Source organism: Spirosoma aerophilum, assembly GCF_054782495.1.
In genome coordinates this window covers 288,546-301,740 of sequence record NZ_BAAGSJ010000004.1, presented here as the reverse complement: position 1 = coordinate 301,740, position 13,195 = coordinate 288,546, and the positions used below count along the sequence as shown (strand labels likewise).

Sequence of the window (13,195 nt, the reverse complement as noted above, 5' to 3'; positions counted from 1 at the left end):
TTATTCCGGTTCGGGTGAATAACCATATTTCTCCTTCCGGATGGCCAGCCATTCTTTCACGGTGCCCCCTTTGGTGAAGTGATCGTCCTCATCCTGAATCTCCTGATCCCACTCATAGTCGACCGCAAAGCGGCCCTGAGCCGAGAGGGTCATTTGTATGCTGTTCGCGGCAGGTTCCCCGGCATCTGCCCGGTTAACGAACAGAAACGGGAGCACCTCCACAACTTCATCCGGGAACTCCGTCGAGAGCACCTGTGCTTCGCCCGCCCCATCCAGATACGTGCCGTCGCATTCAGCTTCATTGCTCGATACCAGATAGCGGATGTTAAGTTCGGCAATGGTCCAGGGTTCGGTAATAAGATCGTGGATGGATGTTGCCAGCAATTCGTAAATTGTTTCTGTCTTCATAGGTTGTATAGGCTGAGTGCTGTTCGTTACCGCATCGTTCCGTCGAACAGCCCCGTGCACTTACGGGAGTAACAACATTTTGGACGAAAGTATTCAATCGAGTCCGTACCCTCGTACCCACGGCCTTCAGCCCGTATTTTCCTGTTATGAGCAAAAAACACGGACTGAAGGCCGTGGGTACAGATTAATTCGGTTTGGCCCGGTTAAAGTACTGCCGCATAAACAGCATCTGGTAGGTTACGGCACTGGTCCAGTAGTTCCAGTTATGGCCACCCGGCCGGGTTATGTAGTCGTGGGCAATGTTACGTTCCAGTAGCTTGTCGTGAAAGTTGTTGTTGACCCGAAAGAAGAAATCGTCTGTACCGCAGTCGACAATCAGGGCGAGGGCACCCGGCGTCAGCAAATGCAGCAGGTTGATAACGGTATTCTGTTCCCACCGCTCCGGAAACTGAGCGTAGGTGCCCAGTCGTTTGGCCATATCCCAGTTGTTGGGGAACGGCCGGATATCCACCCCGCCACTCATACTCCCGGCGGCTCCAAAAACGGACTGATGCCTGAACGCCAGATACAGGGCTCCATGACCGCCCATACTCAGGCCCGTAATGGCGCGTCCCGATCGGTCTTTAATCGTCTTGTAATGACCGTCGATCCAGTTCACCAGTTCGTCGGCCACATAGGTTTCGTACTTGAAAGATGGGTCGGCGGGGCTGTCGAAATACCAGCTTCCAAAGTTTCCGTCCGGACAAACGATGATGACTTTGTGCAGATCGGCTTCATTGCCAATGCCGGGTGCTTTTTTTGTCCAGTCGCTGTAGTTGCCGCTGTAGCCATGCAGGAGGTAAACAACCGGAAACGACTGCCCGACGGAGTACGAATCCGGCGTAATGACGACCGCTTTGATCGTCTTTTTCATGGATGGACTATAGGTCGCTACAGTATCGATGGTGGCCGCCTGACCGGAAAGATGGCAAAAGACCAGCAGGCCCGCCAGAAATAAAGTACGCAAAGAATTCATGCAGGTAGTAGGTGTTATAAAGCGTCGAAATAAGGATAATTCATTCAATCATTACCCGTTTGTGTCGATTATTTTCACAAACACACCCGTTGCCAACGGGAAGAATGACAAACTTACCCTGGCGCAATAGCTGAGAGTAATTTTCTAAAAAAGGAAAGCTCCCGGAATATATATCCCCGGAGCTTTCTCAAAGATCGTAAAGCGGAATGTACCTATCTAACGATCCATTTAATCACAATCGGTACGCATACCGATGGCGTTACGCAATCGGTCGAGACAATGCCGGCATCGATGGTCAGAATATCGCGCAGGGCCGGGTTGGCGGGTACCAGCGTAATCAAACCCGACCGGCCCGTGGCCGGATTGGCGTCACTGTCCAGCCCGGTTGGTACACTCACCGCATTGGCCGTTGTTAAGACATAATTGACGGGCAGGGTTGCCGTAGCAAATTCGACCAAATAGGTGCCAGCGGATAGGTTGGAGAACAGATAGATGCCGTTGCCTGCCGTCACCGTGGTCGACACAACGGTAAAGGTGCCCGGCGTTGTTTCCTGTAAGAGCCGTACTGTTACACCACCCACGCCCGGTTCGCCCACATCCTGCTGGCCGTTTTTGTTCAGATCGTTCCAGACAAAATCGCCAATGCTGCCCAGTAACGGAATCAGCCCCGCGTCGACGGTGAGGTTCTGCTCCCCCGCCGTCAGCGAGTAGACGCCCGTTGCACCCGTGGTGCTTGTGGTCGAGACCACGTCGCTATCCGTGGCATCGGGTCCGGTGTTGGGGGTAGTGAAGGTGGTGCCGGTTGGGGCGGTGAACTTCACTACATACGTGCCGGGGTTGAGGTTAGTGAACAGGTACAGCCCTGCTCCATCTGTGAGGGTCGTACTAATCACCGTTCCCGATATGGCATCACACAGCACGGCGGTGACATTGGTCACCCCCGTTTCGGTGGGGTCCTGGACACCGTTTTTGTTAGTATCCAGCCAGACGTAATCGCCTAGACTGGCTGTCAGCGGCAGGATACCCGCGTCGACGGTGAGGTTTTGGTCACCGGCAGCCAGGGTATAATTCGTGGTTTTTCCCGTAACCGGATTTGCATCGCTATCGGTAGCATCAGGAGTCGTGTTTGCGCTGGTGAAAGTATAGCCCGTTGGCAGCGTTGTCTTGTCGAAGATGACACAGTAGACGCCTGGTGTGAGGTTAATGAACAGGTACTTACCATTGCTGTCGGTTGTCAGTGAGGCAACCGGTGTTGTCGTGGAAGAGGTCGGGTCAAACAGCTTGACGGTGACACCCGGCACCCCCGTTTCGCCCACATCCTGCTGGCCGTTCCTGTTGGTGTCCAGCCAGAGGTAGTCGCCTAGACTAGCCAACTGCGGTGCTGTCGTACAACTCGCCGGGGCGGTATAGGTAGTGCTGGCGGTTTGACCGGCATAACTGACCGTGATGGTGTGCACCCCCGTGCCGCTGCTTAAGCCCGTCAGGGAATAGGGTACAGTGGTAGCCCCTGCGCTGACGATTACGGATGTCGTTACCGAGCCATCAGTGATGGTGGCTGTACCAGCAATGGCGTTGGTGAGTGAGATAATCCCTGTTGTGGTGTACCCATTGGTGGCACTGAAACAGGTGCCCGGATCGAGGATGGCGATTGTCAGATACGTTGTGCAGTCAACGGCCGATACACTAACCGTTGCGGTAGTGAAGCAGCTTGGGGAGCTGCTGACTGTTACGGTAAACGTTTGCAGACCCGCCGTTGAGGCCGTAGCCGTGGCGGTAGCGGTATTAGCCCCCGTGAGTGTTACGCCCGCCGGTGCCGACCAGGCGTAGGTATAACTGCCGCCGGGGGTGACCTGAGCCGTCAGCGTAACGGGTAGACCCGTGCAGACGGTCTGGCTGCTGGCCTGCGCCGTGGCGGTGAGGCTGCAGACGAATTTCACTAGTCCGAAATCGTAGGTATGATTATTATCACCCGGCCCGCCGGTGGTTAGTTTAATGCAGGGTTTGCCCCCATCCACAAGGGCATCGTTGTTAATCGTGCTAAGACCCGAGTTCAGGGTACCGCTTTCGCCGGGAGTCAGGGGCGAAACATCCGTTAGCGCCAGTCCCTGGCTGGTGACGACTGTGCTGGTGCCCAGACTGGTGATGACCAGCCCGTAAGTGGTGTTGTATTGGAGGGCTGTGGTGGCGACTGCGGACGTTGAGGTGCCGGCCGTCAGGGTGAGCGACGAGAAGTAGTACTCTCCGGCGGCATTGGTCGTGGCACTGGCGATGGCCGTTGTTTTAGCGGCATTGTAGAGGGTCACCACGGCACCGGGAATAGGCGGTTCGCAAGGGTCCTGAATACCGTTCCGGTTATCGTCGCGCCAAACGCGGTTGCCAATCTGAATAGGAGCGAGGTCGCACAAAATTTCCAGGTCGCCCAGCCCATTCCCCTTACCAAACGAGAATGTACCGTTCCCGTTGGGAACAATGGCAAACGAGCCCGTTGCATTGGCACCCGTGGTTGTGCTGAAGTATCTGACGCCCTGCTGGAAGAGCCCATTAATATCAAAAGCAGTGGTAATTACTTCGTTCTTGCCCGGCTGGATGACCAACGCGCCATTGGTCGTTTCGAAATGGGTATTAGTACCATCGTTGTACTGGTCGTTGGCGTAGAATTCACCTGTTTTCGACGGACCGTCATTGGCTAAACTATAACCACTATTGTTAAGAATGTCGTTGGTCTTACAACTCCCGGCAGTACCTTCCAGTAACCATTTGCCATTTACGAAACAGGCGTGGAGAATATCGCCCCCGGCTCCCATTTCTGTAAGGATAGTAGTCCCGGCAACGGGTAGGTAGTTGCCCATACCCCACTGGTGGGAAAGCCGGTCAGTAAAACCCATCACCATATCCCCATTGTCGGCAAAGGCAATGTCGGAGAGTATGGGCTGAGGCCAGCCCAGGCGCCCCGGACTGGCTGGTGCGCCCGGTATATCAGCATATGCATTAATCCAGGCCCTCCACGAAGCATTAACCCGGTATGTCAGAGTCGGGTTTATCCCTTCAAGCTGTTCACGCGGGTAGTTCATCGGAACCGTCATGACGGTAGTGAAGCCCGCTCCCACGTTGTTGGGGTCGAACTCAAGTACATAGGACACCAGCTTCGATGGATCTTTGCTGGTTTCTGATGAGCATACACCACCCAGATAGCCTTTGCCCCGGTGAAACGCCAGCGCCCACGGGCGGAACACGCCATCGGTGCCGCAATTGGGTACACCCGGCAGGTTGTCGAGCAGGTATTGATTGGTCAGGGGCGACAGCGTAGCGGCTGAGGCTCCGTTCAGTGCCGTGGCCGTACCGCTGACGTTTACGCTAATGATCGCGCGCTGGTAGAGGTTAACCAGCCAGAGTCGATTGTTGGTCTCGTCCATATCGGCATCGCCGAAACTCATCTTCCCTACTTTAGCAAAAGCATCAATGTCGTAGTTGGGCGTGGTGTTAACCGTAGAAATATAATTGGGGTCAGTAGCAGGACTGGTAACCCGCGTCACGGTGCCGAGGTCGATAGCAGGACCACCATTGGCCGCAACCACGTTCTGTAAACTGAAACTGGCAACTAATGGAGGATCTACCGCCGGGTTATTGTAATCATACACATAAACCCCACCTGGTCCCTGAGCGGCAAACCCAACGTGCCGTTTCAGAAACGCTGCGGTAAAGGCCTTACGGGTAGTGCGCTGGTAAGCCACGCCCCATACCGAACCAATTTCCCCAATGGTGCCATCGACCCGTTTGGTGGTTGCACTATAGTCGAACGACACAAATCCGGCGGCTGTACTGCCCGTCCCGGTTCCATTCTCGTAGCAGGGGATCACCACCTTTGGTGTGGTCTGGCAGAAATCAGCTGGATAATTGATGCCCAGGCTGATGGAGCAGCTACCGGGTTTGGAGAACTGAACCGTAGTGCCGTTTTGGGAACCCCGGAAGGTTGGCTGCGTGCCGTCTGGCAGGTTGGTAAACTCGATGCGGTAGTCTACCCCGGCCGTTAGACCCGTGAAGCTGTAGGCCCCATTCAGATCAGTAGTCATCTGAGCTACCTGCGTGCTTTGGCCCGTTGCATCGCACTGGAAAATCGTGACGGTTACACCCGCTACGCCCAGATCATTGATTTGCTTAGCGCCTTCGCTTTTAAAATCCTGGTATACCTGACCACCGATCGTAGCCGTTCCGCCTGCACAAGACGTACAGACTACCGGCGTGAGCGTGTAGGAAACCAAATCGGAAACACAGCTTGCCAGCGTAGCCCGAACCTGATAGGTAGTGGTTGTGTTGATGGCGGTTGTATTGTAGGGGTTAGCTGTACTGATTGGGGTAGTCCCTCCGTTCCAATACCATTGATATGTACCGCCCGATACGCCCAGCGCTGTGAGCTGTGTTGTTGTTCCCTGACACAAAATAGCATCCCCGCCAATGGTCACCTTGGGCCGGGGAGTAAGGGTAAGCGTAAACTGATCAGATGGGAGGCAAAGGCCATCACCCGATTGTAACAAGGCATAGACGTAGAGCGTCTGTGCCGTTTGACCTACATTATCGGGCAGTTGCACATTCGCGAGGGCAACGGTATTGGTGACCAGCGTACCTGACGCGATGGTGCCCAGCACCGTGCCGCCGGTAGCCGTATAGGCATCTGCTGCGCTTGCCAGCGGGCTGGTGAAATACACGAACTTGATGGCATCAGGTGCTTTGGCCGTTGTGCTCACCGTCAGGTTCATGGTGGTGTTGGCGCACTGGGTTACTGCAGCCGCTGAGGGAACCGTGAAGGTGATCGTTGGCAGCGCTTTGCTCGTCAGACTGACAAAGGCTGTTTCAGCACAAATGCTGGTGCTGTTGTAGGCTGTAAGGGCGAAATACCGTGTTGTGCCGGCGGTGGGTAGCTGGGTTGTCGGGGTGAATGTCAGGCTGGTGGCTCCGCTGATGGCTGTGAACGACGTACCGGTGGCATTGGTCAGGTACCATTGCTGGCCCGTAGCAGTACCGCTGGTAACACTGGCTGATAAGGGCAGTGCAAACAAACTTCCCTGGCAGATCGTCTGCGAGGGAGAGATCGCCAGCACCGGCGGATTACAAATCAGACCGGCATCGAAAGTGTGCGCGTTCTGGCCCAGGTCGCCGGTGGTGAGTGAGGTGACAGCCGCCGTAACGCCCGGCGTAAAGTCGGAATCAATGCCTTCGTTGGCACCCGCGTTGGCTGTGGTGAACGACAAACTTGTCAGCGCTGTCTGTACGGCCGGTATCCGCACCTCATAGGCCGTGTTGTAAGTCAGTGCCGTGGTCGACGCTGATTTAAAAACATACAGTCCATTGGCATCGGTTACGGTCGTGGACAGGGGCGTACTGCCCCCGGCCGCAAACAGCTGGACCGTCACTCCGGCAACAGGGGGCTCGTTGGAGTCCTGAATGCCGTTCTTGTTTTTATCCAGCCATACCCGGTTACCAATTTCGATAGGGGCCGGATTACAGAGTACCTCCACATCGCCCAGGCCATTTGCTTTACCGAATGTGCCTCCAGGCTGGAAGCCCGCTGTCCCATCGCCCAGAAACAGCATATAATTCAGGTTGCGGCTACCGCCCGTAGCATTGTTGAAGAAGTTGATACCCCCCGACACATAGAACGTACCCCAGGGGTCGAACACGGCCACCGCACTTTCGCCACTGCCCGGCAAGACCGCAATACCGCCCGTGGTGGTTTCGGAATGGATAACCCCCCGGGTGCCATTCACGTAGCTGCTGCCTGCGTTCTCGTTGAACTCGTCGCGGAAGTAATATTCGCCCCCATTGGGACCTTGCCCATTGGACAGCTTGTTGGGGCAGCCCGGGGTTCCCTGCATGGCAAAGGCCCCACCCACGTTGCATACGCGGAGGATATCACCCGCCCCGTGATAGTTCTCCAGACCCGAACCATCAAGCTGGGTGTTCTGTGCACCAATCTGGTGGCCCATGCGGTCCATAAAAGTCAGAATCATGGAGCCATCCACGTCGAATTCAATATCGCTCAACATGGGAACCGGGTAATGATAGAGTACGCTGGTAGTTGTAGGGCCACCTGAGCAAACCACGGCGGGTGGTACATCTGTCCAGACGTGCCAGTTGGTCGAAACGGTCGGGCAGTTAATCGTTCCCCCCGTGCGGGTATAGTTGAGGGCAATCGTGGATGAGCCGTTGATAAGTACCGGCGTGAAAGCCGCCCCGTCGAATTGGTAAATAGTGGCTTCCAGAGCCGCTTCGCAGACCACGCCCACGTAAACATTCCCCTGGTAGTACTTGAGGGCAAAAGGGCGTTGGCTACCCGTCCCGCAGGGGTTGGGGATGGCATATGTCCGGACGTCAGCCGAGGTGGGCGCCGTGGCCGGGTTATTGTCTGAGTCGATCAGAATCGAATTGAGCGTCTTGTCAAAGAGGTTGACTACCCACAGCACTTTACCATCGTCGGAAATGTCCAGATCGCCCAAACCTACTTTGCCAATGGCCGAGAAGGATTGCGGGTCCCCCCCATCGGCCACCGTGGCCGAAGCGGTCAGGCCCCGCTGGGTATTCCGTAAAGCGGGTGTGGTGCCAATGCCGACTGTACCCGTATTGATGCCAATCAGGTTAAGATCGACGAACTGGCTAACCACCGGCGTTCCTGCCGCCGAGTGATTGAGTACATATATTCCGCCTTCGCCAAGCGGCCCAATGCCTACGTGGCGTTTGACAAAGGCAGAGGTGTAAAGCTTTTTGGTTTTCCGATCCCATGCCATCCCCCATGTCGACCCGACGGTACTGGCTGCAATTTTATAATTGACCGGGTCAACAGGAGCTGCAATGCCGTTGGCGGCCAGAATCCCCATGGCATCACCGGCCGAGTTAAAGTCAAATCCGACCAGGGCATCTTTCGAGCCGCCGGTGCCGCCCCCGGATGGGTTTCCATTCACGTAGCAGGGCGTAGCCAGCAGTGGATTGGATTGGCAATAGTCGAGGGGATAGTTGATACCATAATTGGCGGTTGTACTGGTACCCGCCGTTACGAATTGCTCAGTAGTACCACTGCCGCCCGTTGAGGTTAACATGGGACCACTGGCATAGTTGGTTGGCAGATTGGAAAATTCTAACCGAAGTTGAGTCCCTGCCGCTGTACCCCCGGCATTTGGGAAAAGGTAGACCCCGCTGATATCTGTTGTAACGGATACAGGAGAGCCCGTAGCGGGATAGGCCGTAACAAGTACGCCTTTTACCCCTGGTTCTCCTGCCGAAACAGCGGTTGAGGAAATGGGTGTATCCTGAATACCGTTGGCGTTAAAGTCGCGGAACACACGTCCGGTTACTTGCGCCTGGGCGGTTATAGTGCCAAACAGGAGTGCCATGGAGAATAGAGCCATTAGCCTGTAGCTCCATGGATGTTTCTGTTTGAAAAAAAGAAAAAGCGACTTATTGATACCGGTAGAAGGGAAGATGTGTGTCATAAGAAGGCGTATGTAACCTGAACGGCTATAGAATCGCCATAATCATGCCATCTACATATTGTATATATCTGTATACAAAGAGGTCTGATTCAGTCTTTTCATTCAGTACATTTTACGGACATTTGATGTTATTTTTTTAGCATTTCAGGATAAATAGTACTCGTCAACGATAGTTAAGGCTTTGAGGGATTCATGGATGGTATGATTCATGACGCGCCAAAACCGTTCATTTCCAGCGCCTTCAGTTAAGGCATTACACCAGAGGTAAGCCAATAAAACTGCAAGCGGCTGTAAGTCCGTTGTTTAGTTATAAAAGAGTAGGTAGCCCTATGCGCAGGATCGCGTTTGTAAAAGGTCGTTATACGTATACAGGCGATCATTGAGCATACACGTTTATATACTCTCTTACTGATCCGCCTAATGTTCGTTTAACTGGCCTGAGTTCGGCCCAAAACCGGGTATTTGCTTCCGGGAGGAAGTCTTCTTTAACTCTATTCGCTCTGCCCGTCCGTAAACCGTATAGAGTCTGGCACCGGCGCGTGCAGGAAGAAGAAGGGCTTACAAAACGAATGGTCCGTATAAAGCGAAAGCCCGGTTCAATACCGGGCTTTCAAAAGTTTTTCAGTTTTTTCTAACGTTGAGTGAAACGAGATTGATCTATGTTGAATCCACAATGAATGCGGTAAATAACTGAAGATTAACTATCCGTTCATGTCTGGTATTGCCTAAATCGTGCCAGGTCCAGTCTGTTTTTATTAATAGGCTGATAGTCAGTTGATTGTTGAAAATGACCAACTGGACACGCTGAGTACCGTGGGGATTATTTTCCCCAACCCTGGGTAGGCCTACCCACAGTGGGATGTTGCTTAGTCGGTCAACTCAAGTCTGAACCCTTCCCATTCTGTTTGTGCCTTTTGATAAGGGGGAAAATCGGACTGACTATCGATCTGCTTTTTATCGGCCGGGAGTTCTTCATACGTTTCCCAGTGATCTTTGATATAGGCGATCGCTCCCGTGAAAAGTAGTCGGATATATTCGGCTTTTGTCTGCTCATCGATGCCCCAGCTATTCTGCGAGCCAAGGACGTGAATGGCCTGGCTTTCGTCGGAATCATCGACTGTGTAATTGAACAGTACATCAATACCATCCTTTTCCAGGTTGGTCAGTTTCGCGTTCGTGAATAATAACGTTGGCATTGCATTCGTGTTTGGTTTGATGCAAAGGTGCTAAGGATCATTTATAATCCATAGGATAAGAGCAATATCTGAGTAACGAGTCGAAAAGCTATTTGCAGGAGGTGGCTAAAACAAATTCGGGATGGGCGAAGATATATATGCAAGTCCCACGCTCATGAACCGGGATGGTTAATCCGCTGAAAGGAATGGCTCAACAGGAAAGTGAAAAAGAGAAAGTAACGAAACAGATCGCCCATTACGACGAGTTGATGGCCTCTTACATTGATCTGATCCAACGCATCAACAAGCCTGCTGCGTCGGACGAAACCAAAATATTGGTTGATCTGGCTAATGAAAGCCTTCAGCATTGTCAGGATAAACGGGCCATTTTAGTCAGCCATTTGAACACACTCAACGCCTAGACCGGACGGAATTTGCCGACGTCGATGCATCCGGCAATCCGCCGGTACAAGACAGGCGTAGATGGCTTATCATGCAGCGAGTTAATCCTTATCTGGTTGTTGTAGGCTGTCTGCTTTGTGGACTGGGTTTTGCCCAACGCATAGACAATACGGCTTCGTTTCGGCAAATGGGTCAGGAGCGTTTCGTTCGGCTTCACTACGACAACGACTTGTTTACGGGAACGGACTATTACTATTCCCAGGGCTATTGCGTGGAAGTCGTTAATCCGGCGCTCCGAAAAAATCCGCTTGCCAGACTCCTCATCAAAACCAGAGGTCATCAAGTTCTGTACGGTTTGGCGCTTGAACACGTCGGCTTTACGCCGACGACCCTTCAGCGGGAGTCTATTCCGGTAGGCGATCGCCCATTTGCGGCTTATTGGCTCATCAAAACGTTTGGCGTATCCGTCGATACGCTGCGTCGGGTCAGGATATCGTCGGTTATCAGTACAGGCATGATCGGCCCCGTTGCCCTGGGGGGCGAAATACAGACCGCCCTTCACCGACTGGTCAACGGGATTGAGCCGCATGGCTGGCAGCACCAGATTCGCAACGATGTCATGCTGAATTACACTCTTCATTACGAAAGACAGCTCTATGCCTACCGCCATGCGTTATCGGTAAGTGCTACGGGTCAGGCCCAGGTGGGCACCCTTACTGATCGTCTGCAAACGGGATTGGTGGTCATGGCGGGTCGGTTCGACTCTCCGTTCGGCCGTACCCCGAACAACCGGCGGTTGCCCTGGCAGCTATATCTATATGCTCAGCCACTGGTTAGTGTAGTGGCCTATGAGGCTAGCCTGCAAGGGGGCCTGTTGAACCGAAGCAGTCCGTACGTGATTCAACCCGATCAACTGGCCCGTACAACGTTCCAGGCGAACATGGGTGCCGTGCTTCATTACAAGAATCTGTATCTGGAATATTACCAGTCGATGCTCAGCCGCGAGTTTAAGACAGGCCTGCCTCACCGCTGGGGTGGCGTGAAAATTGGGGTAAGGCCATTTTAAAATCGACCTTGAGAAAACAAGGCTCACTAACTAGATGATAGTCAGTGAGCCTTGTTTTATTTATTGTAGTCCCGACGGGAATCGAACCCATATCAAGCGTTTAGGAAACGCTTATTCTATCCGTTGAACTACGGGACCAAGATGAAAACCTATAAGGTTTCAAAAACCTTATAGGTTTGTCAGGACGCAAAATTGTTAAAAAACCCTCAACCGGCCAAACCGTCACCGTACTCCTCGGCTGATTCGTTGAGGGGAACGTTGACCCAGTTGGGATAAATAAAGAAATGTTTCTCTTTCACCAGCGAATAAAGCAGTTCCCGCAACTCGCCGACGTTCTCGCCGGTTTCGGCCGAGATGAAGGCCACATAATCCGCTTTTTGGGATAGATAGGTTTTTTTGAGGTATTCCAGGGCCGTTTTCCGCTGTACAGCCATGGGAATCAGAACCTCTTCGCCCCCGTTAAATACCTCATCTTCTTCAGGCAGTTCGGTTTTTTCCGTCCACGAGGCTTTGGGCGAGAACCGGTCCATTTTGTTGAAGACCAGCACCATCGGCTTGTCGGCGGCTTTAATGTCGGCCAGGGTTGAGTTGACGACTTCGATCTGCTCCTCAAAATTAGGGTGCGATACATCCACCACGTGTACCAGAATATCGGCTTCGCGCACCTCGTCGAGCGTCGATTTGAACGACTCGATCAGCATCGTAGGCAGCTTACGGATAAATCCAACGGTATCGGTCAGCAGAAACGGAATGTTGCCCAGCGTGACTTTGCGCACCGTCGAATCGACGGTTGCGAAGAGTTTGTTTTCGGCAAAGACGTCAGCTTTCGCCATCGTGCGCATCAGCGTCGACTTCCCGACGTTGGTATATCCTACCAGGGCTACCCGTACCAGACGGTCGCGTTCCTTCCGGCGCGTTACGCTCTGCTTGTCGATCTTGGCGAGTTTTTCCTTCAGAAAGGCGATCCGGTCTTTCACGATCCGGCGGTCCGTTTCCAGCTCTTTCTCCCCCGGTCCGCGCATACCCACGCCCCCTTTCTGACTGGTCAAGTGACTCCACATCCGGGTCAGCCGGGGATACATGTACTGGTATTGCGCCAGCTCGACCTGCACCCGCGACTGGGCCGTTTGCGCCCGCATCGAGAAGATGTTCAGGATGAGCAGGCTCCGGTCAAGGACTTTGATATCCTTGAAGCTGTCTTCCAGATTACGCACCTGCGAGGGCGACAGGTCGTCGTCGAAGATGACGCAATCCACCGGATTGTCGAGAATGAACGTCTGTATTTCTTCCAGCTTGCCCTTGCCAACGAACGTCCGGTTGTCGGGGTGTTCGAGTTTTTGAGTAAACGTTTTAAGTGTTTTAACGCCCGATGTTTCGGCCAGGAAAGCCAGTTCGTCGAGGTAATCTTTTGTCTGTTCAGCCGTTTGCTTTTGCGTGATCACTGCCACAAGAATAGCAGTTTCGGCTGGTTTATGTGTGTCGACCATGTAGTTTCGTAAGGTAATAAGGCGGTTATCGCCGGCAGGTTTTAAGCAAAAACCTGCGTGGAAAAGCGATTAGCCTGTAAATTATAACGGGCCTGATTCGGTAAAAGTTTCGGCGCGAAGAGACCCGCTTATTCGGCCGAAACTTGCCTGTAGATACGCCA

The 13,195-nt window shown here is 53.4% G+C and carries 7 protein-coding genes and 1 tRNA gene; 2 read left to right on the top strand and 6 right to left on the bottom strand.

Annotated features, from left to right (window positions below; genetic code table 11):
- The 4 genes from ACYVK4_RS03065 to ACYVK4_RS03050 form a co-directional block, all read right to left on the bottom strand.
- Positions 1–408 (bottom strand): hypothetical protein, encoded by a 408-nt coding sequence (locus tag ACYVK4_RS03065; protein WP_461126015.1) that lies wholly within the window; start codon positions 406–408, stop codon positions 1–3.
- Positions 409–592: 184 nt separating this feature from the next.
- A complete protein-coding gene (locus ACYVK4_RS03060) occupies positions 593–1,423 on the bottom strand; it encodes an alpha/beta hydrolase (protein ID WP_461126014.1) in 831 nt (276 codons plus the stop codon).
- A 212-nt stretch (positions 1,424–1,635) separates the two neighbouring features.
- Complete coding sequence (locus tag ACYVK4_RS03055; protein WP_461126013.1) at positions 1,636–8,805, bottom strand: SdrD B-like domain-containing protein; 7,170 nt, start codon at positions 8,803–8,805, stop codon at positions 1,636–1,638.
- Positions 8,806–9,770: 965 nt separating this feature from the next.
- On the bottom strand, positions 9,771–10,100 hold the full coding sequence (locus ACYVK4_RS03050; RefSeq protein ID WP_461126012.1) for a hypothetical protein: 330 nt from the start codon (positions 10,098–10,100) through the stop codon (positions 9,771–9,773).
- A 185-nt stretch (positions 10,101–10,285) separates the two neighbouring features.
- Here ACYVK4_RS03050 and ACYVK4_RS03045 point away from each other — a divergent pair, with 185 nt between their 5' ends.
- Both ACYVK4_RS03045 and ACYVK4_RS03040 read left to right on the top strand, forming a co-directional pair.
- Entirely contained in the window at positions 10,286–10,501 is a 216-nt protein-coding gene (locus ACYVK4_RS03045; RefSeq protein WP_461126011.1) for a hypothetical protein, read from the top strand.
- A gap of 71 nt (positions 10,502–10,572) precedes the next feature.
- Positions 10,573–11,547, top strand: coding sequence for a lipid A deacylase LpxR family protein (locus ACYVK4_RS03040; RefSeq protein ID WP_461126010.1), 975 nt, complete (start codon positions 10,573–10,575; stop codon positions 11,545–11,547).
- A gap of 66 nt (positions 11,548–11,613) precedes the next feature.
- Here the strand turns inward: ACYVK4_RS03040 and ACYVK4_RS03035 are convergent.
- Positions 11,614–11,685 (bottom strand) — tRNA-Arg (locus ACYVK4_RS03035).
- Positions 11,686–11,753: 68 nt separating this feature from the next.
- Positions 11,754–13,034 (bottom strand): GTPase HflX, encoded by a 1,281-nt coding sequence (hflX, locus tag ACYVK4_RS03030; protein ID WP_461126009.1) that lies wholly within the window; start codon positions 13,032–13,034, stop codon positions 11,754–11,756.
- Positions 13,035–13,195: the final 161 nt, after the last annotated feature.